General features: G+C 55.0%; 18 protein-coding genes, 2 pseudogenes and 2 other annotated features. Of the genes and pseudogenes, 1 reads left to right on the top strand and 19 read right to left on the bottom strand.

Annotation, left to right across the window (positions count from 1 at the left end):
- Positions 1-274 (top strand): annotated as a pseudogene (locus tag CCB157_RS17655) (ISNCY family transposase); the annotation flags it as partial.
- Positions 275-773: 499 nt separating this feature from the next.
- On the opposite strand, the gene CCB157_RS11720 reads toward CCB157_RS17655, so the two are convergent.
- The 19 genes and pseudogenes from CCB157_RS11720 to CCB157_RS17350 all read right to left on the bottom strand — a co-directional run.
- Complete coding sequence (locus CCB157_RS11720; RefSeq protein WP_077616077.1) at positions 774-1,847, bottom strand: ABC transporter substrate-binding protein; 1,074 nt, start codon at positions 1,845-1,847, stop codon at positions 774-776.
- A complete protein-coding gene (locus tag CCB157_RS11715) occupies positions 1,844-2,644 on the bottom strand; it encodes an ABC transporter permease (protein WP_077616076.1) in 801 nt (266 codons plus the stop codon). The genes CCB157_RS11720 and CCB157_RS11715 overlap by 4 nt, the downstream gene beginning before the upstream one ends.
- 9 nt (positions 2,645-2,653) lie before the next feature.
- The gene (locus CCB157_RS11710; RefSeq protein ID WP_077616075.1) at positions 2,654-3,445 is read right to left on the bottom strand and encodes an ABC transporter permease; all 792 of its coding nucleotides are present in this window, start codon (positions 3,443-3,445) and stop codon (positions 2,654-2,656) included.
- Complete coding sequence (locus tag CCB157_RS11705; protein WP_077616074.1) at positions 3,435-4,541, bottom strand: ABC transporter ATP-binding protein; 1,107 nt, start codon at positions 4,539-4,541, stop codon at positions 3,435-3,437. The genes CCB157_RS11710 and CCB157_RS11705 overlap by 11 nt, the downstream gene beginning before the upstream one ends.
- 146 nt (positions 4,542-4,687) lie before the next feature.
- Positions 4,688-5,230, bottom strand: a complete 543-nt coding sequence (locus CCB157_RS11700; RefSeq protein WP_077616073.1) for a helix-turn-helix domain-containing protein — start codon at positions 5,228-5,230, stop codon at positions 4,688-4,690.
- A gap of 288 nt (positions 5,231-5,518) precedes the next feature.
- Entirely contained in the window at positions 5,519-6,847 is a 1,329-nt protein-coding gene (locus CCB157_RS11695; RefSeq protein WP_077616072.1) for an APC family permease, read from the bottom strand.
- A gap of 244 nt (positions 6,848-7,091) precedes the next feature.
- Positions 7,092-8,468 carry an argininosuccinate lyase gene (gene argH / locus CCB157_RS11690; protein ID WP_077616071.1) on the bottom strand — a complete coding sequence of 459 codons (1,377 nt, stop codon included), beginning with the start codon at positions 8,466-8,468 and terminating at the stop codon, positions 7,092-7,094.
- On the bottom strand, positions 8,425-9,678 hold the full coding sequence (locus CCB157_RS11685; RefSeq protein ID WP_077616079.1) for an argininosuccinate synthase: 1,254 nt from the start codon (positions 9,676-9,678) through the stop codon (positions 8,425-8,427). The genes argH and CCB157_RS11685 overlap by 44 nt, the downstream gene beginning before the upstream one ends.
- A 56-nt stretch (positions 9,679-9,734) precedes the next feature.
- The gene (argF, locus tag CCB157_RS11680) at positions 9,735-10,700 is read right to left on the bottom strand and encodes an ornithine carbamoyltransferase (RefSeq protein ID WP_077616070.1); all 966 of its coding nucleotides are present in this window, start codon (positions 10,698-10,700) and stop codon (positions 9,735-9,737) included.
- Complete coding sequence (carB, locus tag CCB157_RS11675) at positions 10,700-13,927, bottom strand: carbamoyl-phosphate synthase (glutamine-hydrolyzing) large subunit (RefSeq protein ID WP_077616069.1); 3,228 nt, start codon at positions 13,925-13,927, stop codon at positions 10,700-10,702. Before carB ends, argF begins: the two co-directional genes overlap by 1 nt.
- A complete protein-coding gene (locus CCB157_RS11670) occupies positions 13,905-14,999 on the bottom strand; it encodes a carbamoyl phosphate synthase small subunit (protein WP_077616068.1) in 1,095 nt (364 codons plus the stop codon). Before CCB157_RS11670 ends, carB begins: the two co-directional genes overlap by 23 nt.
- 15 nt (positions 15,000-15,014) lie before the next feature.
- Positions 15,015-16,202, bottom strand: coding sequence for an aspartate aminotransferase family protein (locus CCB157_RS11665; protein ID WP_077616067.1), 1,188 nt, complete (start codon positions 16,200-16,202; stop codon positions 15,015-15,017).
- Positions 16,192-17,001, bottom strand: coding sequence for an acetylglutamate kinase (gene argB / locus CCB157_RS11660; protein WP_077616066.1), 810 nt, complete (start codon positions 16,999-17,001; stop codon positions 16,192-16,194). The genes CCB157_RS11665 and argB overlap by 11 nt, the downstream gene beginning before the upstream one ends.
- 15 nt (positions 17,002-17,016) lie before the next feature.
- Positions 17,017-18,243 (bottom strand): bifunctional ornithine acetyltransferase/N-acetylglutamate synthase, encoded by a 1,227-nt coding sequence (argJ, locus tag CCB157_RS11655; protein ID WP_077616078.1) that lies wholly within the window; start codon positions 18,241-18,243, stop codon positions 17,017-17,019.
- A gap of 37 nt (positions 18,244-18,280) precedes the next feature.
- Positions 18,281-19,324 (bottom strand): N-acetyl-gamma-glutamyl-phosphate reductase, encoded by a 1,044-nt coding sequence (gene argC, locus CCB157_RS11650; protein WP_193432294.1) that lies wholly within the window; start codon positions 19,322-19,324, stop codon positions 18,281-18,283.
- Between the two features lie 123 nt (positions 19,325-19,447).
- Positions 19,448-19,683 (bottom strand) — a binding site (T-box leader).
- A 48-nt stretch (positions 19,684-19,731) separates the two neighbouring features.
- Positions 19,732-19,961 (bottom strand) — a binding site (T-box leader).
- 391 nt (positions 19,962-20,352) lie between these two features.
- Positions 20,353-20,802: a threonine/serine exporter family protein gene (locus CCB157_RS11640; RefSeq protein ID WP_077616063.1), complete on the bottom strand. Its 450-nt coding sequence runs from the start codon at positions 20,800-20,802 to the stop codon at positions 20,353-20,355.
- Positions 20,803-20,920: 118 nt separating this feature from the next.
- Complete coding sequence (locus tag CCB157_RS11635) at positions 20,921-21,712, bottom strand: threonine/serine exporter family protein (RefSeq protein WP_077616062.1); 792 nt, start codon at positions 21,710-21,712, stop codon at positions 20,921-20,923.
- Positions 21,713-21,941: 229 nt separating this feature from the next.
- Positions 21,942-22,781 carry an SPL family radical SAM protein gene (locus CCB157_RS11630; protein ID WP_077616061.1) on the bottom strand — a complete coding sequence of 280 codons (840 nt, stop codon included), beginning with the start codon at positions 22,779-22,781 and terminating at the stop codon, positions 21,942-21,944.
- Between the two features lie 463 nt (positions 22,782-23,244).
- A pseudogene (locus tag CCB157_RS17350) lies at positions 23,245-23,414 on the bottom strand (IS110 family transposase); the annotation flags it as partial.

Raw genomic sequence — 23,414 nt, 5'->3', positions numbered from 1 at the left:
CTACCGAGGAAAAACGTACATCCTCGACGTCCCAAATTCCAGTCCAACCATTCCGGCCAAAACGCCGGTGGAAGTCCGAAAAACGCTGGATGGCAGACTGTTTGTCTGGTACAAAGGTAAGCCCTACCCCTTGATGGAAGCAACCCGGAACAAAGCGGCAAAAACTCCTGAAAAGAAAAAGGAGAGCTCAGAAAAGAAATCGTACAAGCCAGGACCTGATCATCCTTGGCGCAAATATAGGCCCACGAATTCAAAGGAACTGAAACCGGCTTGAATGAACTGAGGTCAAAGTAAATATATCAGTGACATATTCACTGACGCGTTAGTATGACATTTTCACTGACGCTTGACAGGACGTCATACGACCCTTCCCTTTCAGAAGCATCAGGTCATCCATTCAATTTTTTTCTCAGTAAACTATATCACACATGACAAATTTTCGGGAATTGCAACTGTTAATGTTTTATGACACTTTTATGTGTGCCATCACCATTTTAGTTAACCGTAATATTATTATGTATTTTATATTGGCTGCGGCCCGCTCCCGCCGCCCTACGGCAAACGAACAGATGCGTTCCCTTCTCCCAACAATGTCAATCCGGTACCGGAAAACCCGTGATCATCCGAATCACGCAAAACGGCTGCCGAAACCATCCAAGTTCCGACAGCCGTCTTTCATATTGCTTACCTTTTCATGATCCAAAAGCGGAACATGGGTTTGTTTTGGGCAAGGCCGCCTTCATGTCGGCCCGGTTCGTCATGCGTCGCCAACCTCACTTATGGTGCATCTTAAATTCCAAAAACAGTTCATTGTAGCGGGCGAGCATGCGTTTGCCGAGATTTTCGTAGACTTCAAGATTCTGGACTTTATCCAAATCGGGATAAAACCGCTGGTCATTGCGGATATCTTTCGGCAAATATTTCATGGCCGCTTCGTTCGGGGTGGAATAGCCGACATATTCGGCGTTTTGGGCGGCGTTTTTCGGATCGAGCATAAAGTTCATGAATTTGTAGGCGCCCTCAATATTCTTCGCCGTCTTCGGAATCACCATATTGTCAAACCAAAGGTTAGACCCTTCCTTTGGCACGACGTAATCCAATTTCGGATTTTCGCTGATGATTTCCGCCGCATCGCCCGACCAGACGACGCCCACCGCCGCCTCTTCGTCGGCGAGCAACATTTTGATTTCATCACCGATGATCGCCTTGACGTTCGGAGTCAGGGCGTCGAGCTTGCGCTTCGCTTGCAGCAAGTGCTTTTCATTGGTGTCGTTCAAAGAATAGTGCAGGCTGTTCAGCGCCATGCCCATGACTTCGCGCGCCCCGTCGACGAGCAAGATTTGGTTGCGCAAATCCTTATCCCACAAATCGTTCCAGCTCGTAATCTTTTTGCCGCCGAGCATTTTTGGGTTATAGACGATCCCGACCGTCCCCCAAAAATAAGGAACGGAATATTTGTTGCCTTTATCGAAAGACAGGTCCAAAAAGCGCGGATTGATGTATTTTAAATTCGGCAATTTATCATGATCGAGCGGAATGAGCAAATGCTCTTGTTTCATCTTGCTGATCATGTAGTCCGATGGCACGGCGACATCGAAGGTGGTGCCGCCCTGGGCGATTTTCGTCAACATCGCCTCATTGGAATCGAACGTTTGATAGATCACCTTGATGCCCGTTTCTTTTTCAAACTTTTTGATGAGGGCCGGATCGATGTAATCGCCCCAGTTATAAATCGTCAAGGTGTTTTTTCCGGAGTAGCCTTCACTTGTGTTCAGCCGCGCCGCCAGGAACAACAATACAAACGCGGCGGCGAACACACCGATGAAAAGGCGTACGAGTTGTTTCATTGCCGCATCCCCACCCCATTCGGCCGGACGCTCTTCCTATTGATGAAGTAATAGCCGATGACCAGAATGATCGTGAAAAGAAAGATCAGCGTCGACAGCGCGTTGATCGAAAGCGAAATCCCTTGGCGCGCCCGCGAATAAATTTCGACGGACAGCGTGGAAAACCCGTTCCCGGTCACGAAAAACGTGACGGCAAAATCATCCAGCGAATACGTCAGAGCCATGAAAAAGCCCGCGAGAATCCCCGGCGAAATGAACGGCAGGACGACACGGGTCAACACGTCCCGGCGCGTCGCCCCGAGATCGCGGGCCGCGTCGATCAAAGTCGGGCTCATTTCCTGCAGCTTCGGCAGGACCATGAGCACGACGATCGGAATGCTAAACGCGATGTGCGAAATCAGTACCGACGTAAAGCCGAGCTTGATGCCGATCAATGTATACAGAATGAGAAACGAGGCGCCGATGATGACATCGGGGCTGACGATCAGCACATTATTCAAAGTCAGCAGCATGTTTTTCGTGCGCCGGCTGCGGGCATTCGCGATCGCCAACGCCCCAAGGACGCCGAAGATGGTGGCGATCGCCGACGATAACAACGCGATGACGAGCGTGTTCAAAACGATCACGATCAAGCGCGTGTCGTGAAACACTTCTTTATACCATTCTAAGGTAAACCCTTTGAAATCGTGCATCGCGCCGCCGCTGTTGAATGAATAAATCATAAGATAAAAAATCGGCGCATAAAGAATGATAAAGACGGCGATGAGATAGATGTTCGCCCCTATTTTTTTCTTCATGGCAGCGGATCACCTCCGGATCCCCGTCACGATCATGATCAACGCCATGATGAGGATCAGGAAGACGGCAACGGTGGAGCCCATCCCCCAGTCTTGGGTGACGAGGAAATGTTCTTCGATCGCCGTGCCGAGCGTAATGACGCGGTTCCCGGCGATCAAACGCGTGAGCATGAACAAGGACAGGGCCGGAATGAACACCGCCTGACACCCTGATTTGACCCCGTCGATCGTCAGCGGAAAGATGACGCGGCGGAACGTCGTCCACGGCGAAGCGCCGAGATCGCGCGAGGCGTCGGTGAGCGACGGGTTTAGCTCTTCCAGCGCATTAAAGATCGGCAAGATCATAAACGGGATGAAAATGTAAACCGACACGAACAGGAAACTGAAATCCGTGAACAAGATTTGTTTGGGGCCGATGCCGAAGAGCCCCAATACGGCGTTCGCGAACCCGTAAGTGCCGAATATCCCCAAAAACGCGTAAGCCTTGAGCAACAGATTGATCCAAGTCGGCAAAATGATAAGCAATAGCCACAATTGCTTATGTTTCGTCTTCGTTAACAAGTACGCGGTCGGATAGCTAATGACAAGGCAAATGGCGGTGATCAAAAACGCGTACCAAAAGGAACTCAGCGCCATCTTGAAATAGACCGGGGTGAAAAACTTTTCATAATTGACAAGCCCGAAATGCCCGTCGATGTCAAAAAACGAATAATAAAGGATGAGAAGAATCGGCGCCACCACAAACAAAACGATCCAGAGCGCGTATGGGATGAGATAAATGTTTCTCGTCCTATTTTGCATGGCTGACCTCTCGATAGGATTCTAAGCGTTTATCAAATTCTTCTTCCGTTTCTCCCAAACGCATGACATGAATCGCTTCCGGATCGAAGTGGAGGCCGATTTCTTCTCCGACGGCCGCTTTTTTCGTCGAATGAACAAGCCATTCGTTGCCGTCTTCATCATAGCAACAAATTTCGTAATGGACGCCGCGGAACAACTGGGAATCCACGCGCACGCGCAGTTTGCCCTTGTCCGGCTCGGTGATTTCCAAATCCTCGGGACGGATGACGATTTCCACCGGTTCATTCGGATGGAAACCTTGGTCGACGCATTCAAAGACTTTCCCGTTGAACTCGACGAGAAAATCTTTGATCATCTTGCCGGGGATAATATTGGACTCGCCGATAAAATCGGCGACGAAACGGTTGATCGGTTCATCGTAGATATCCGTCGGGGTGCCCCGCTGTTGGATTTTCCCTTTATTTAGAACAAAAATTTCATCCGACATCGCCAGCGCTTCTTCTTGATCGTGCGTGACGAAAATGAACGTGATGCCCAGACGCCGCTGGAGCTCTCTCAGCTCGTATTGCATCTCCGTCCGGAGCTTCAAATCGAGCGCCGACAACGGTTCGTCCAGCAGCAACACTTCGGGCTCGTTGACGATCGCGCGCGCAATCGCCACCCTTTGTTTCTGTCCGCCCGACATTTCTTGAATTTTTCGCGATTCGTAGCCTTCCAGGTTGACGAAGCGCAACGCTTCCTTGACCTTCGCGTCGATGTCGGCCTTCTTCATCTTTTTTACGCGCAGGCCGAAGGCGACGTTTTCGTAGACATCGAGATGGGGAAACAAGGCGTAGTCCTGAAAGACCGTGTTCACCTGCCGCTCGTTGGCCGGCACGTGATTGACCAATTTCCCGTTGAAATAGATGTTTCCTTTCGTCGGTTCCGTCAGGCCGGCGATCAGACGCAAAATCGTCGTCTTGCCGCAACCTGAAGGACCGAGCAGCGTGTAAAACTTGCCCCTTTCAATCTCGAAGCTCACGTCATCCAGGACCGGCGGATCCTCATCATATTGCTTCGTGACGTTTTCAAAGCGAATAATCGCTTGTTCCGCCAACACGGTTTCCCCCTTTATCTCTAAAATGTATTATTAATAAGACCGAAAAGAGCGGTCCGATACGAAAGAACGCCTGAACGTATGCCCCCCGCGCGGTTCGATGCCCTTGCGGCATGCAGCGGAGCGGGGCTTTCTGCCAAAGCGCTTTATAAATACGATTCCGTGGCGACGAGCAAAAGCTCCGATTCGCCGTCGTGATCGTTGACGATTTGATGTTCCTCCGAAGCTTGAAAATAAACGGATTCGCCCGCCTTGGCGGTATAGACGTTTTTCCCGAGGTGAACCTTGATCCGTCCGCGCAATACAAAAGCGAACGTCTCGGAAGGCGACGGTTCAAACTTTTTGAAAGCGCCGCCTTTATGTAAAAGCAACCGAACCGGTTCCATCTCCTTTTCGTTCGACTCCGGGACGAGCCATTGAATCCGGTAACCCCGGTCCTCATCGACGTATTCGGTTTGGTCCTGCTCGTTATAGACGACCTTTTGTTCGCTCTCCTCTTCGTCAAAAAACTCTTTAGGCGTCGTGCCGAGCACCTCCAAAATGTCAAAAAACGTCTCAATGGACGGCGAGCTCAAATCGCGTTCGATTTGCGAAATATAGCCTTTGCTGAGATCGGTGCGCTCCCCGAGTTCTTCTTGCGTCAATCCTTTTTTTAAACGTAAATTTTTGATTTTTCTCCCGATACGCATCCTCTGACCTTCAATCTTTTATTTTTAACAGTTTCCGTCATATTTTATGAATACTAAACTTTGAGTTTAATAAGAACTCATGTGATTATTATATACATTATTCGTCACAATGCAACAGGTTTTTTTAAAAGCCTGTGAGAAACTCCATTCAATAAGAATTTCAAGGGAAGCGCCTGAAACATTCGGCGTGAGGCGCCGCTTACACGGCGCATTGAGCGCATGAAAAAAAGAGCGCATGCTTTCCATGCGCTCTTGTTCTGAACATCTTTGTCGAACCGCCGGCCGCCCTCATTCTCGGTCGCCGATCAGGCGAACCTTGGAGCGTTCGCCGGCATGCGCCCAATAGTTGAGAAAATAAAGGGCTAACCCCGCCGCCAGCCAAACGGTCAAAAGCGGCCAAACGGAAAGAATGAGATGATAGCTAAATGAGACGAGCACGGTGATCGAAACGACGCCGCACAGGACAACCAGCCATTTCGGCGGTTTCACCCGCGCCGACTCATACAGCTGCGGCCGGACGAACGGCAGCGCCAGCAGGGCAAACGCGTGGCCGATATACATGATGAACATGCCTTGCAGAGAAATGTTCAATATAAATTGAAGAGTGTGCGTCCATAACAACAATAAGACCAAAACCGTATTCACGGTCAGCGCAAGATGCGGTGTGCCGAACCGGCTGTTGACGCGGGCGAAAATCTTCGGCAGCGCCCGGTCTTTCGAAAAGCTGTACAGCATCCGCGAGGCGACCATGAGCACGGAATTCAGCGTCGTGGCGAAAGCCATGACGATCCCGAGCGTCACCACCCATTTGCCGATCCCCGGCAGATATTGCGCTGAGACATCCGCCATCGCGTGATGGGACTTGGCCAGTGTTTGATAAGGCAGATGCCCAAAGGCGACAAACGAAACGGAAAAGTAAATGATGGCGGTCACGAAAAGCCCGATGAGCATCGTCTTCGGCATGGACGAACGGGAGTTTTTCATTTCTCCCCCGGCCTGAGCCAGCTGCTCAAAGCCGAAATACGAGAAAAATAGAGACGGCAAAATGCGGATGAAACCGTCCAAGCCAAAGGGAAACAGCGGCTTGTAATAACCTAAATTCATCGAAAATAAGCCAGGAATGACCAAAACGGCGATGGCGATCAACAGAATCGCGGTCATCCATAATTGGATCCGTCCAAACCAGCGAACTTCCACGACGTTTAATGCGTAAAAAAGTAGAACGATGACGCTGGCGAGCGCCACCGGGGAAATCCCGGGAAACAACGGCGCGATAAATTGCCCGAAAGAAATGCCCATGATCGAGATGACGCCGATGAGGGCGATGTATTGAAACCACATGAAGATAAAACCGATCAATGGGTTGTTGAACGTGCGGCTGATATGCGTATACGCTCCGCCCGGTTCGTCGCCCAGGGGGGTGCTGAGAAAGACGAGATAACCGACGGCCGTGCATAAGATGATCGGCAGCAATACAAGATAACCGAAAGGCACCGAAGGCCCGGCCTGGCCGCCGGCTTCCCCAGTGACGACAAAGAGGCCGGCGCCGATCATCCCGCCGATCATCATCGCGTAACCGTGCCATTTGTTTAATTGTCTGACGAGTGGTTGGCTCATGATGAATCCCCTCAAATCTCTTCTTTTCACTTTCGCACTTTTAAGCTTTTAAGCTTTTAAGCGCTAAAGTAACATCCCCATCTTAATGCAAAGTGTGGCGCGGGTCAATCCTCTCACCTCGAATTCCTTTTTTTCCAACATGTTCAAAAATTTAAAAGGCCTTCATCCGCAGAACGGATAAAGGCCAAAATATTCACGAGACTTTGAGGTTTTATGAATGGAAAATCAGGCAACTGGCTCAAAGTTATGGCGTTAAAAGGCTTTCCGCCAATTCGAGCTGGGCTTGGACGGCTTCGGGAGCCGTGCCGCCGTCACTCTTCCGGGCGGCGACGACGTTTTCCGGTTTTAACCGTTCGTAAACATCGCTTTCAAATAACGGGCTGAACGCCTTAAATTCGTCCATGGACAATTCCAATAAATACTTGCCGTTTTGAATGGCGTAAAGCACAAGCCTGCCGATGATCCCGTGGGCCTCGCGGAACGGCACGCCTTTTTCCGCCAAATAATCGGCAAGATCCGTCGCATTGGAATAATCATTCAGCGCCGCCCGGCGCATCCGCTCGCCATGAACGGTCATCGTCGCCAACAACGGCGCCAAAAGCCGCAAGGCGCCTTCCAATGTCTCAACGGTGTCGAACAGCCCTTCCTTATCCTCTTGCATGTCTTTGTTATACGCGAGCGGCAAGCCTTTGAGCACCGTCAAAAGGCCGATGAGGTGGCCGTAGACGCGCCCCGTCTTTCCTCTGAGCAGTTCGGGCACGTCGGGGTTTTTCTTCTGCGGCATGATGCTCGAACCGGTGCAAAAGGCGTCATCGAGCTCGATGAATTGGAACTCTTGGCTGCTCCAAAGAATGAGTTCTTCGGACAACCGGGAAATGTGGGCCATGATGAGCGAAGCGGCTGCGAGAAACTCGACGACAAAATCGCGATCGCTGACGGCATCAACGCTGTTCGGATAAATGCGGTCAAAGCCGAGGGCGCGGGCGACTTGGCCGCGATCGATCGGAAACGTCGTGCCGGCGAGCGCCCCGGCCCCCAACGGCAGCCAATTGATGCGCTTCAAGCCGTCCTTCAACCTCTCTTTATCGCGCTCAAACATCCAGAAATACGCGAGCAGATGGTGGGCGAAAGAAACCGGCTGCGCCCGCTGCAAATGGGTATAGCCCGGCAAAATCGTATGGACATGGGCCTTGGCCTTTTCGACGATCGCCCGCTGGACTGCCTCCAAATGTTGGATCAACGATTGCGTTTTCTTCCGTAAATAAAGATGCAGGTCCGTCGCCACTTGGTCATTGCGGCTGCGCGCCGTATGAAGCTTGCCGGCGACCGGTCCAATCTCTTCCGTCAAGAGCCGTTCAATATTCATGTGGATGTCCTCGTCTTCGACCCGGAACTCGACATCTTCTGTTTCAATTTTTTTCAAGATGGTCATCAAGCCCTGCTCGATCGCCTCCGCGTCCTCTTTGCCGATGATGCCGCACGCACCCAGCATGCGGACGTGGGCGAGGCTGCCTTCGATGTCTTCTTTCGCCAATTTCCGATCGAAACCGATCGAAGCGGTATACGCTTCAACGAGTTCATTCGTTGCCTTGGTAAATCGTCCGCCCCAAAGCTTCTCCATGGTTTTCCTCCTGACCGCTTTGATGGATTTCCGCGTACGTTTTGGTCGGCAGCCCCCACAGTTTGATGAACCCGACGGCGGCGTTGTGATCAAAGGTGTCGCCTTTCATGTACGTGGCCAGCTGTTCATTGTACAAGCTGTACGGCGACTTGCGGGCGACGACGACGTGGGAGCCCTTAAAGAGCTTGACGCGGACGACGCCGGTCACCGCTTTTTGCGTTTCATCGACAAACGCTTCGAGCGCCGGACGAATCGGTGAATACCATAAGCCGTCATAGATCACCTTGGCCATTTGTTGATCGATCAGCGTTTTGAATTGCGAAACTTCGCGCGGAAGCGTAAGAAATTCCAGTTCCTTATGGGCGTTGATCAAAATGACCGCCGCCGGATTTTCGTACACTTCCCGCGACTTGATGCCGACCAGGCGGTTTTCGATATGATCGATGCGGCCGACGCCGTGCAATCCGCCTTTTTCATTTAAGGTTTCGATCAATTCGACCAAACCGAGGCGCTGGCCGTTGAGGGCGACGGGAACGCCTTCCTCAAAAGCGATATCGACGTATTCCGGCGTGTCCGGCGTCAAATGAATCGGGTTCGTCCAGTCAAACGCCGCCTCCGGCGCTTCCATCCACGGATCCTCCAAAACGCCGGCTTCGCACGCCCTCCCCCAAATGTTCGCGTCGATCGAGAAGGGATTATCGATATCGACGGGGATGGGGATGCCGTGTTTTTCGGCATAGGCGATTTCTTCATCCCGCGTCATCCCCCATTCCCTGACGGGGGCGATGACCTTTAAGGACGGATTTAACGCCTGGATCGACACTTCGAAGCGGACTTGGTCATTGCCTTTGCCGGTGCAGCCGTGGGCGACGGCCACCGCGCCCTCTTTTTCGGCGATGTCGACGAGCAATTTGGAAATGAGCGGCCGCGACAACGAGGAGGAGAGCGGATATTTGCCTTCATACAACGCGTTGGCTTTCAACGCCGGCAAAATATAGTCTTCGGCCAGCATGTTCTTGGCGTTGATCGCAAACGCCTTGATCGCTCCGACCTTCAGCGCCTTTTGTTTGATCGCTTCGAGATCTTTTCCTTCTCCGACGTCGATCGTGAGCGCGATGACATCATAACCGTACTTTTCCTGGATCCATTTGACGGCCACCGATGTATCCAAACCGCCGGAATAAGCCAAGACGAGCTTTTCTTTTTTCATCACGATCACCTCATTAAATTTAATGGTTTTGAAATGCGCGTCATCGGCCAAATCGCTCAGTTTTTCCCCAGTAACGCTTTTAAAATCGCTTTTTGCGCGTGAACGCGATTTTCCGCCTCATCAAAGACGACGGAGTGCGGCCCGTCGATGATTTCGGCAGCCACTTCTTCGCCGCGGTGGGCGGGGAGGCAGTGAAGAAAGAGGAAATCCGTTTTCGCCCGGGCGCATAGGGCTGCGTTCACCTGATACGGCCGGAACACGTTCAAGCGGACGTCGCGTTCCGCTTCCTGCCCCATGCTCGCCCAGACATCCGTGACGACGACATCCGCACCATCGACCGCTTCTTCGGGGGACGTCGTGCAGATGATGCGGCTTCCGGTCGCTGCCGCGATGCGGCGGGCATTTTCCAGGACGTCCGGATCGGGGGCGTAACCTTCCGGGTTGGCGACGGCGATGTCCATGCCGACGAGCGCCGCCCCTTCGAGCAGCGAGTGGCACATGTTATTGTTGCCGTCGCCGACGTAGGCGAGCTTGAGCCCGGAAAACCCGCCTTTTTTTTCATAAATCGTCAACAGGTCGGCGAGCACCTGAGCGGGGTGATGGAGATCGGTAAGGCCGTTGATGACCGGCACGTCGGCGCTTGCGGCAAAGCGGACGAGCAGGTCGTGCCCGTACGTGCGCACCATGAGGCCGTCCACATAACGCGACAGCACTTTTGCCGTATCTTCAATCGTCTCGCCGCGCCCGAGTTGGATGTCGTGCTTGTTCAAATAGATCGCGTCCCCGCCGAGCTGCTTCATCGCCACTTGAAAGGAGACGCGCGTGCGCGTCGACGCTTTTTCGAAAATCATGCCGAGCAGCTTGCCTTGCAAATACGGATGGGGAATACCGCTTTTTTGCATCGCCTTCATTTCCATGGCTTCTTCCAACAGGAAGAAAATCTCGTCGGGCTGAAAGGCGCCGAGGCTCAGGAAATCTTTGCCGCCGAGCATGGGGGCGGCCGTCATTTTCATGGTTTTCATCACCATGACCTCCTTTTCAACATCGCGTTTCCTTCGCGGTATGCTTTCATCGGGGATACGGAAATACGACTTCCACCTGCAGGCAATGAAAGCATCGCCCACGCGGTATCCAGGCTTGTAAAAAGGGGAATGCCCTGGCGCAAAGCGAAACTCCGAATCGCATAGCCGAGCGTCGCTTGATTGCGCCCCGACCGCGGCGTATTGATGACCGCTTGGACGGTCCCGCCGGAAAAAAGGGCCCGAAAATCGTCTGCTTCTTCGACCACGGCGGCGACGCGCACCCCGTTCTGACGAAGGATTTCGGCCGTTCCAGGCGTCGCGGCGATTCGGAACCCTCTGGAAGACAGCGCCCGAATCAGCGGCACGCCCGCCGTTTGGTCGCGTTCGGCAATCGCCGCGAAAATGACCGAATCAGAGCCTTTCGCTTCGAACGGATGGTCGTCCCCGGCCAGCAGCGCTTTGTCCAGCGCTTCTTCCAGCGACGGGGCAACGCCGAGCCGCTCGCCCGTCGATTTCATTTCCGGCCCGAGAACGGGATCGGCGCCGTTTAATTTCTCATACGAAAACACCGGCGCTTTAACGGCGTAACACTTTTGGGAACCGAGCAGCCCCGTTTGCGGCAAGCGTTCGCCGAGCTGCGCGGCAACGGCCCACTCAACCATCGGCACGCCCGTTACTTTGCTCGCGATCGGCACGGTTCGCGAGGCGCGCGGATTGACTTCGAGGACGTATACGGATGCTCCGGAGACCACGTATTGGATGTTCATCAGTCCGACGAGCTGCGCGGCTTTGGCGATGCGGCGGGCATAATCCACTAAGACGCGAACGACCGCTTCAGACAGCGTATGCGCTGGAAAAACGGCGACACTGTCGCCGGAATGGACGCCGGCCTTTTCAACGTGTTCAAACACGCCGGGGACGAAAATGTCCTCGCCGTCGCACACGGCATCGAGTTCGCATTCGATGCCGGGGACATAGCGGTCGACCAAAAGCGGCCACCATTCCGGGGACATCCGGTTGGAACCGGCGATATAGCGTTCGAGCTCCCCCGCATCCGACAAAATGACCATCGACTGTCCGCCGATGACGTAGGACGGGCGGACGAGAATCGGAAATCCCAACCGTTCGGCGTGCGCGCGCAGCTCGCTCTCATCGCGCGCCGCCGCGCCGTCGATATGAGGAATGCCCAAGCGCGTGAGCAATCCGTAAAAACGATCGCGGTCTTCCAAATCTTCAATGGCCGCCACCGACGTGCCGAGAATGCGGATCCCCGCCGCCTCCAACCCTCGGGCGACGTTGATCGCGGTCTGTCCGCCGAACTGGACGAGCGCGCCGATGACGCCTTCTTTTTCGGCGACGTTCAAGATGTCCTCCAGGGCGAGCGGCTCGAAATAGAGGCGGTCGGCGATGGCATAATCGGTGCTGACCGTCTCGGGATTGTTGTTGATGACGATCGCTTCATACCCCTTCTTTTTCACGGCAAGGGCGGCTTGGACCGAACAGTAGTCGAATTCGATGCCTTGGCCGATACGGATCGGCCCCGAGCCGATGACGAGAATTTTCTCGCGGCGGCTCGTTTCGACTTCATCGGCACCGTGCCACGTCGAGTAGAAATACGGCGTTTCCGCGGCGAATTCGGCCGCGCAAGTGTCGACCGCTTTATAGGCCGGAAGGAGGCCGAACGCCTTCCGCTTTTGCCGGACGGCGCTTTCCGGCACGTTGAAAATTTCGGCGATGCGCGCGTCGCCGATGTTCATGCGCTTCGCGTGGGCGAAGAGCTCGGGCGAAACGGCTTCCCAATCTTGGACCGCCAACTCTTCTTCGACGGCGACGATGCCGCGGATGCGTTCCAAAAACCACGGGTCAATCGCGGAGCGTTCATGGATTTCCGCGACCGTAAATCCGCGGCGGAACAATTCGGCGATGGCGAACAAGCGCAAATCCGTCGCGCGTTCGACATGATGGAGGAGCGACGCCGTCTTTTCATCACGGAAAGCGGGAAGATAGAGGCCGTTGACGCCCGCCTCAAGCGATCGCAGACCCTTGTTCAAAGCGCCTTCAAAGGTGCGGTCGAGCGCCATCACTTCGCCCGTGGCTTTCATCTGCGTGCCCAACTCCCGCTCGGCCTCGGTGAATTTGTCGAACGGAAAGCGCGGCAATTTGACGACGACGTAGTCGAGCGCCGGTTCAAACGACGCGGACGTCGAACCCGTGATCGGGTTCTTGATTTCATCTAAATGGAAGCCGAGCGCGCATTTGGCCGCGACGCGGGCGATCGGGTAGCCGGTCGCCTTGGAAGCGAGCGCCGAGGACCGGCTCACCCGCGGGTTGACCTCGATGACGTAATAGCGTTCGGATTGCGGATCGAGGGCGAACTGAATGTTGCAGCCGCCGATGACGCCGAGCGCCCGGATGATTTTCAAGGAAGCGCTGCGCAGCATTTGATATTGGCGGTCGGTGAGCGTCTGCGACGGTGCGACGACGATGGAATCGCCCGTGTGCACGCCGACCGGATCGACGTTTTCCATATTGCAAACGATGAGGCACGTGTCGTTCTCATCGCGCATGACTTCGTACTCGATCTCTTTCCAACCTTTGATGCTCTTTTCGATCAAGACTTGATGGATCGGGCTCTCATTTAATCCGCGTTGCAAGACGCTGGCCAGCTCTTCTTCGTCATAGGCGAAGCCGCCGCCGGTCCCGCCCAACGTGTAAGCCGGGCGTATAATGACCGGGAAGCCGATGGTGCGCACGAATTCGAGGCCTTCGGCAAAGGTATGGATGATTTTGGATTCGGGGATCGGCTCCCCGATGTCCAGCATGAGGCGGCGGAATTTTTCCCGATCTTCGCCGCGCCGGATCGCCTCGACGTTCGTGCCGAGAATGGCGACCCCGTACTTTTGCAAGACGCCGACATCATGGAGGGCAACGGTGAGGTTCAATCCGGTCTGGCCGCCGAGCGTCCCGATCAAGCCGTCGGGCCGTTCTTTTCTGATGATCTCTTCGATGACGGGGACGGTCAGCGGTTCGATATACACTTTGTCGGCAATGTGCTCATCCGTCATGATCGTCGCCGGATTGTTGTTGACGAGAACGACCTCAATCCCTTCTTCTTTTAAGGCGAGACAAGCCTGCGTTCCGGCGTAGTCAAATTCGGCGGCTTGCCCGATGACGATCGGGCCCGATCCGATGACGAGCACTTTGTTAATTCCTTGTCGCAACGGCATGATGCACTTCACCTGCATATTTCATGGAGTTGATAAAACGATGGAAAATGTGTTCGGCATCGCGCGGACCGGGATGGGCCTCCGGATGAAACTGTACGGTTTCGACGGGAAGATGCCGGTGCTTCAACCCTTCGACGGATCCGTCGTTGACGTTTTTGTAAGTGATGCGGAAAAGGTGCTCATCCACGGTCTCCTCCTTGACGACATAGCTGTGGTTTTGCGTCGTCATCCACACCTTGCCCGTTTCCGTGTCTTTCACCGGATGGTTGCCGCCGCGATGGCCGAACAACAACTTGCCGATCGCTGCCCCATGAGCGGCGGCGATCAATTGGTGGCCGAGGCAAATGCCGAGCGCCGGATACGTTTCCGCCAGCCGTTTGATTTCCGGAAACCACGGTTTCAGCACCATCGGGTCGCCCGGCCCGTTGCTGAAGACGATGCCGTTCGGCTTAAGGACCCGGATCGTCTCAAAGGGAGTGTCATAAGGGACGACGGTCACCCGGCAGCCCGCCTGCAACAATGCGTCCAAAATCGATTTTTTATAACCGTAATCGATGAGAACGACGTGCGGCCCGCTCCCATCGTAACGCCGGATCTCCTTCGTCGACACGCACTTCACCCAATCTTCAGGCGCGTCCCAATCTTGAAAAAACGCCGCGCGGTCTGCGGGACGGTCGGCGATGACGCCTTTCATCGTTCCGTGCACGCGCACCTTTTTGACGAGCGCGCGCGTATCGACTTCGGCGAGACATGGGACGCCGAATTGCGCTAAATGATCGGCAAACGTTTTAACGGACTGATAATGGCTCGGCGCCGTGCACAAATCGCTGACGACAACCCCGGCGAGGGATAAGGCCCGGCTTTCGTTGTCTAAAAGATTGATGCCGACGTTTCCGATCAGAGGGTAACAAAACGTGATGATCTGTCCGGCGTAGGAGGGATCGCTCACGATTTCCTGATAGCCGGTCATGCTCGTATTAAAGACGACTTCGCCTTTGCCTTCGGAAACGTCGCCGATGAGGACGCCTTCGAACACCTCGCCGTTTTCCAACGTCAAATATCCTTTTTTCAAAAGGGATGCCTCCTCTCATTCGCCCAGAAAAACTTGATGCATGGTTGCGAGGAAAAGATCGATCTCGTCTTTTGTCGTCGTCAATGGCGGCAAAATCCGGACGACGTCATCCCCGGCGGAGAGAATGAGCACGCGATGGCGGCGGGCGGCCGCGATGATTTCGTGCGGCGGCCGGCGGACGGCGATCCCGAGCAGCATGCCTTTGCCCCTTACTTCGCGAATGGTTTCAGGGAAGGCCTCTTTCAGCCGTTCCAATCCGGCTCTGAGATAGCGGCCGTTCTCTCTGACGTTTTCCAATACGTTCCAGCGATCGAAGGCTTCGAGTGTTGCCAGCCCCGCCGTCATCGCCAAGGGATTGCCGCCAAACGTGCTGCCGTGGCTGCCGGGCACAAACGCCTGAGCCACTTCGGCTTTCGCGAGAACGGCACCGATCGGGAATCCGGAACCGAGCCCTTTGGCAACAGTGATGACATCGGGTTCGATGCCGTATTGTTCATAGGCGAACAGCGTGCCCGTCCGCCCGATGCCGGTCTGGACTTCATCGACCATAAAAAGGATGTCGTTTTGTCGGCAAAGGTCATATAGCGTCCGCACCCACTGTTCTTCCGCTGCGATGACGCCCCCTTCGCCTTGCACGAGTTCCAAAAGCACGGCGCACGTGCGGCCGTTCGCCACCTCGGCCAATGCGGCTTCATCGTTGTAAGGGAGCATCCGGAAACCGGGGACGAGCGGTTCAAATCCGTCATGGAATTTCGCTTGGCCCGTCGCCGATAAAGCCGCCAGCGTCCGGCCGTGAAACGATTGGGCAAACGTGACGATTTCATTGGTGCCCGTATTTTTAATCTTTTGCGCATAGCGGCGGGCGAGTTTGATGGCCGCCTCATTGGCTTCAGCGCCGCTGTTGCAGAAAAACGCTTGATCGGCGCAACTTTTCTTCACAAGTATGCGGGCCAGCCGCTCCTGCTGGGGAATTTGGAACAAATTCGAACAATGCCAGAGATCCTCCAGCGCTTCCCCGAGCTTTTCCTTGACCCCATCGGGGACGTGCCCGAGATTGCACACCGCAATCCCCGACGTATAGTCCAAATAACGATGTCCTTCGTCGTCCCAGACGAAGCTGCCCTTGCCCTTTGTTATCCGAATCGGCCAGCGCCGATAAGTGGGCATCAAAACCTCTCTTTCGGCCAACGCCTCATGATGCATGGCTTTCCGCCTCCACTTCCCGTTGAATTCTCGTGCCGACGCTTAACCCGTTCGCAAAATCCAAAAGCGCCCCGGGTCGGCGGCCGTCCATGATCACGGCAGCGCGGGCGCCGCAGTCGAGGCTTTCCAGCGCCGCCCGAACCTTGGCGACCATGCCTCCCGTAATCGCCTGACTTGCGATCAAGCGTTCGAGCAGCGCGGGCGTTGCGGTTTCCAAAACGGTTTGACGCCCGTTTTTTTCCACGATAATCCCGGGGACATCACTGACCAAACAAAGCGGGGCATCCAGCGCCGCGGCGAGGGCGGCGGCCGCCATATCCCCGTTCACATTGAAATGTCGGCCGCTCCCATCAGCCGCGATCGGCGAAATGACGGGGATGTAGCCAAGGTCCACGAGCGAGTGGACCAAATCCGTATTGACCGCCGCCACCCTTCCGACCGCACCGAGCGGTTCACCGGACTGGAACGGTTCGGCGCTTAACAAACAGCCGTCGATGCCGCTCAAACCGATCGCCCGGCCGCCGGCCGCGGTCAAACGGCTGACGATGGCTTTGTTGATCGTGCCGTTTAGCACCATTTCGACGACATCGAGCACCGCGGGGGTCGTCACGCGCATGCCGTCATGAAAAACCGACGGGATCTGCAACTTGTTCAATAAGTCCGTGATCTTCGGCCCGCCGCCGTGAACGATGACCGGCCGCGCGCTCCCTTCCTTGTGCAGAGCCAACACGTCTTCAAAAAACGCGCCGGGCAAGCGGTCGAGCACGCTGCCGCCGCATTTGATCACAAGAAATGCCATGCACCCTTCCCCCTTTCACGTCCGGTATGAAGCGTTGATTTTGACGTAATCGGCCGTCATATCGCACCCCCAGGCGACCGCGCACCCTTCGCCATCCCCGAGCTTGATGTGGATGGGCACCGTCTCCCCGCTCAGAACGGTTTCTGCCGCCGCTTCGTCGAAAGGAAGCGGTGTCCCATTTTTCAGGACTGTGACGGATCCGAAGGCGACGGTCAGCTTGTTCAGATCGACCGGGCAGCCGCTGTACCCGACGGCGCAGACGATTCTTCCCCAATTCGCGTCGGCACCGCATACCGCCGTTTTGACGAGATTGGAGCCGACGACGCTTTTGGCAATCGCCTTGGCAGCCTCATGGCTCGGGGCGCCTTGAACATCGACTTCGATCAACTTCGTCGCCCCTTCCCCGTCGCGGGCGATCGCTTTCGCCAGCGTCCGGCAGACAAACTTTAAGGTTTCCATAAACGCCGGCCAGTCGGCGTGCCCGGGAGCGATCGGCGCATGCCCCGCCCGGCCGTTGGCCATGAGGATCACCATGTCATTGGTGCTCGTATCGCCGTCGACGGTGATCATGTTGAACGTTTCCTCGGTCACGGCTTTCAGCTCGTTTTGCAGGGCAGCGCCTTCGACCGCGGCGTCTGTCGTAAGAAAGGCCAGCATCGTCGCCATATTGGGGTGGATCATTCCAGAACCTTTCGCCGCTCCGCCGATCGTCACCGTCCGGCCGCCGATGGTCGTCCGTGCGGCGACGTGTTTTGTCACCGTATCCGTCGTTAAAATCGCCCGGTTAAACAGGTCCGGATCCGCCGCAGCCGGATGGATTTTCGAAATGCCGATTTGAATGTTGGCCATCGGCAGCGGTTCCCCGATGACGCCGGTTGAAGCGACCGCCACGAGATGGTTTGGGATGCCGATGCGCTCGGCGAACAGCCGCCGCATGGCATAGGCATCGGCCAGCCCTTTTTCTCCCGTGCAGGCATTGGCGATCCCTGAGTTGACCAAGACGGCTTGCAGCTTGCCTTCCACGGCGAGGCTGTCTTGCGTCACCCGAAGCGGAGCGGCTTGAAAGCGGTTCGTCGTATATACCGCCGCCGCGGCGGCCGGCACCTCTGAATAAATCCAGCCGAGATCCGGGCGCTTCCGCTTAATGCCGCAGTGAAGCCCTCCGGCCGCAAATCCCTCCGGCGATGCCGGCCCGCCGTCGGGCATGGGATGAAACCTCGTTTTTTCGTTGATGCGGGTCATGATGTCGACCATAGAAACATCGTCCTCTCTCTCGTGATTACGGGTAAACGGGCAAGGCGGACAACCCTGCGCTTTCCTCCCAGCCAAATAAAAGATTCATGTTTTGCACCGCCTGGCCGGCCGCGCCTTTCACGAGATTATCGATGACGCTGACAATCGTGAGGCGGCCGGTACGGGGATCGGCGTTCAGGCCGATGGCGCAGTAATTGGAGCCGTACACCTCTTTTGTCGCCGGAACATGGCCGGGGTCACAAATCCGGACGAACGGCTTCGACGCGTAATACTCCCGATATAGTGCGGCGACGGCTTCGGTCGTCATCTCGGCTTGCAGATCGGCGTAGATCGTGGCTAAAATGCCCCGCGTCATCGGAACGATGTGCGGCGTAAAGGTGATGCGCACCTTTTGGCCGGTAAATGCCTCCAAAGCCTGTTCCATTTCGGGAATGTGCTGGTGGGCGCCGAGTTTGTAAGCCTGCACGCATTCGTTCGCCTCTGAAAACAAGTGCGGCAGCGCCGTTTTCCGTCCGGCTCCCGATAGGCCCGATTTGGCATCGATGATCACGGAGTTCGGTGCGATGAGCCCGTTTTGCAACGCCGGTATGAGCCCGAGCAGGGCAGCTGTCGGATAACAACCGGGGTTGGCGATCAGATCGGCGTCCCGGATGTTCTCGCCGTTGATTTCTGAGAGGCCGTACACGGCGCGCTCTAAAAATGCCGGATCGGCCGGTTTTTGCCCGTACCAGTCTTCATAGGTCTGCGGATCTTTTAAACGAAAATCGCCGGACAGATCGATGCAACGAATGCCGCGCTCGAGAAATTGGGGAACGAGCGTCCGGCTCACCCCGGCCGGCGTCGCAAAGAACATGAGCGCCACTCTGGACGCGGCTGCGTCGATATCCAGCGCTTCCAGTGGCATTTCACATCGGCCCGCTAAATGCGGATAAAGCGTTTGTATGGATTGACCGCTCGTCGCATGGGAGACGAGCATCTCGATTTCCGCTTGCGGATGCCCGGACAACCAGCGGATGAGCTCCACGCCGCCGTATCCGTTCGCACCGACAATGCCGATTTTCAAGGTCATCCCTCCCGCCGTTTGAACGCTTTACATGAACGAAACACTCATTTGTTAATTCAAAACTCCCAATATTCCGATATATATGCAGAGAACCGTGCCGTGCCGCGAACAAAAAACGCCCGTCTCACCTAAAGAGACGAGCGTAGTCTTCACCCGCGGTGCCACTCTTATTGTTCCCCATATGGGAACCGGCTCTTGGCCGCGTAACGGGGGCGTCCCGTCCGACCCTAATAAGGGTGAAGCAAGTCCCGTTCAGGTCGGCATCTCCGAAGTGCGGTTCATCGCGCGGCCGCGGATCGGGCTTCCACCGTCCCCGATTCGCTCTGCCGGGCACGCGCGACTACTCTCTTCTTCATCGATTTTCCATATCCTTTTTTCAAGCGGGCGGAGAAAACCAAAAAGCGCCCGTCTCATGAAGAGACGAGCGCTGACTTCACCCGCGGTACCACTCTCTTTGTTCCACAAAGGAACCGACTCTTGCGCTGTTAACGGGGGCGTCCCGTTCGGATCTACTCAGGCGCTTCGGCCCGTTCAACCCGACGTCTCCAAAGTGCGCTTCATTACCAGTCCTGACCGGGCTTCCACCGTCCCCGGCTCGCTTAACAGGTTCGCTGGCAACTACTCTCTTTGTCATCGACTTTAAATGTTCCGTCCATTTCCGTTATGCGTTTGATGGTTTTTATTATAACGCCGCTGGGCGCATTGTCAACCGTAAAACGAAAAAAATTTCGATTTCTCCCCCTTCTCGGAAACGGGAGCGCCGTCCGGATGCGTGAATTGCCGCCACTTTTTAATACGCCGGTTCATTTCACGCGCCGCCCCCGCACCTTTCTAAAGGCCCGTCTCTTAACACACTCGTATACTCTCATGAATCAAGCTGGAAACGGAGACTGCATCACGTTTCTCGCGATCCGCCAAGGCTTAACCAGGGCCGCCGGAACAAAAACAAAAAACTCGGCCGGCACGTCGAGGACCGCAATTTCAGCCCTTCCCGCGGGACGAGGACAAAAAAAAGCGCCGCGAACTAAGCGGCGTTACGGCGTCGGCCGAGTCCTGAACCGGCGCAAAATTTCCGGAATGATCCCCGCGAGGACGAGGCCAAAGGCGATGGCCCCTGCGATCAGCAAAACCTTGGAAGCGCTCGCCATCGCATCCATGTAGTTGCTTTCCACAAAATATCGCATTGTGTTGTAGGCCAAGCCTCCGGGGACGAGCGGAATGATGCCGGAGACGTTGAAGACGATGACGGGGTTTTTATAAAATCGCGCAAGGAATTGACTGATGACCGCGACGACAAAAGAAGCGATGAAGGTCGAAAACACTTCGTTTAAATGGGCCCCGTTGAAGAGACCGATGTACAGCACCCATCCGATCATGCCGACGAAACCGCACGGAATGACGGTCGTTTTCGGGATATTAAACGTAATGCCGAACGTGGCGGCGGCGATGAAACTGACCAAGAAGACGTTGACAAAAACGGCCATGGCAACCTCCCGTTTTTTAAAGGTTCCGAAGAAATGGGCGGCCGCGGTTCAGCGGTTTCGGTCCGCTGACGCACATTGCTGGCACTTTAATTTATCCGAACGGATATCGGTTCCATGTTTAAAAGATGGCGAGGACGACGGCGATGCCGGTGCCGATGGCAAAAGCGGTCAAAAACGCTTCGACCCCGCGCGACAGCCCGGACAGCAAATCGCCGGCCATTAGATCGCGCACGGCGTTGGTAATGAACAATCCCGGCACCAAAGGCATCACCGAACCGATGATGATTTTATCGAGCCGTTCCCCGATCCCCAGCATGACCATCCATTCGGCGATCAAGCCGATGGTAAAGGCCGCGACCAATTCGGAAAAGAATTTAATCCGGACGAAACGGTGCAAAGCGATGAAGACGATATAGCCGCTGCCGCCGGCGATGACGGAAGGAATAAAATCCGTCCAACCGCCTTGAAACATTAAAGCGAAACAGCCGCTGCCGATCGCGGCCGAGACGACTTGAAGCCATAACGGATATAAAAACGTGGTTTTTTCCGCCTTTTCCAACGCCCGCTTCATTTCCGCAAACGTCAGCTCACCATTGGCGAGCCGGCGCGACAGGGCGTTGACGAGCGTGACTTTATATAAATCAATCGACCGCTCCGTAATGCGGCAGAGTTTGGTCTGCGTTTCGGACGGATCATCCCCTTGGACGGACAGGATGATCGCCGTCGGCGTGACGTAGGCGTGGACGATCTCCATGCCGAACGAGCGCGCGATCCGCGTCATCGTATCTTCCACCCGGTACGTTTCGGCACCGCTTTTCAACATCAATTCGCCCGCCGATAAACAAACGTCCATGATGTCATTGACGCTGTGGGACACGCCCGCACGCCCTCCTTTCCCCAGGTGAATCATACTCCGCCATAATCATGGCACAACCCGCCCTAAAAGAAAACCTTTTTCCCGTATTCCGATCGAAGAAAAAGGATTTAGAAGATTTATGGAATAAGCGCTTTCTTTGTTTAAAAACAGAAGGCAGCGGCGCGTCCCTCCTTTATCTTGCTTTTCCTGTTTGAAATCGATCAAACATCCGTATGGCCTTTCGCGAATGAACAGTGTGAGCGCCCCAAGCGCGTGCCGACCGTCAGTCCACCGTTCCGGACGCCGGCGGCAAAAAGCCTTCCAAGCTGACATAAATTTGTGAAGCGGGAAAAACGGCGCGCAAGCGGTCTAAAACCGTTTGGTAGGCGGACGGATCATACCAGTCCGTCTCGCCGATTTGTTCATAGATCTTCTTAATGCCCAGACTTTCCGTGCGCCGGCCGCCGCTGCCGTCCCCCATAAAATAATCGTCGACCGTCACGCGCGACACGACGGCTTTCAACACGTCCGCAAACCGTTCGCTGCTCGGAAGCACGGGCGAGACGGCGGCCTGGGTCGGCAACCCCGCTTCTTTTAATTGCGCCAGCGCCTTCAGGCGGGTGGGAATCGGCGGCGCCCAAGGCGTCAGCGCTTTCCGTATCTCTTCCCGATCCGTTTCGACCGTGACGCTGATAAGCAGGCGATCTTTCAATTTCTGAAACAAATCCGCGTCCCGGACGACGAGCGGGCTTCGCGTTTGGACAAACAAGAAATCCGGCGGCTCTTCCGCCATCACTTCCAAAAGGGATCGCGTGATGCGCTCCCTGTGTTCCAAAGGCTGATACGGGTCGGTGCTCGATGACATGAAGATCGTTACTGCGCCTTTTTTCTTGGCGCGGATGAGCTCGTGCCGAAAACGGTCTTTCTCAAACGTTTTGACATCGATCCACAAGCCCCATTCTTGCCCTTTAAATAAAGCGACCGGAAGCCTGCGGACATAACAGTAGGAACAGCCGAAAGCGCAGCCCATATACGGATTGAGGGTGTGGCTGTACCCCTTTAAATACCCGCGCGTCGGCGTCAGCAGCTGTTTCGGCGTTTTATGTTCAATCGTTTTTTTCATGGGAGATCCCTCTCATCCTGTACCGTTACCTTCCGATCCACCTGTGCCTACAAGTATACGGTTCGGAAGCGGACGCGGCAAGAAAGACGAAAGGCCGGTGAGATCGGGGCTTTCCAGCGAGAAAGGGGCAACCGCCCCGCGAGCGATTTTTTGAAAGAAACATTTTCGCATGTATTGGATTTATACTGTAAATTTTGGCAATCTCGTTTTGACCGACCCCAGTCCCGATATGCGGACGAAAACTATGATGCAAGCCCTCGATGGCCCATCATCCAGGAAGCTTGTAAAACTAAACCCTTCCTGAGAGGATTAAAGTCCTACGGTGTGATGTCAAGAGTTAAAAACAAATGAATTGGAAATTCTTTTGGCCATATGTCATAAAAAAGGGTGCACTAAACCAAGCCTCCAGTATATTGTAAATAACTGGAAGCCGATATGACCAAGGTTATCGATGAAGGTTACCTCATCGCGTCACCTTCTTTTTCGGCGCATATATTTGATTGTTGCGGAGCAGCGCATCAATCAGGCGCACCAATTTTCTTGCCGTTAAGACGAGGGCGCGTTTGTGTGAGTGCTTCTGCACTTCACGATACTTTTTTTGGTAAAAGGCGCGGTATTCAGGTTCGTGTCGCC

Source organism: Caenibacillus caldisaponilyticus (genome assembly GCF_002003465.1).
GTDB lineage: Bacteria > Bacillota > Bacilli > Bacillales > Sporolactobacillaceae > Caenibacillus > Caenibacillus caldisaponilyticus.
The sequence above is the reverse complement of the archived record's forward strand: the minus strand, read 5'-3'. Positions and strand labels throughout refer to the sequence as shown.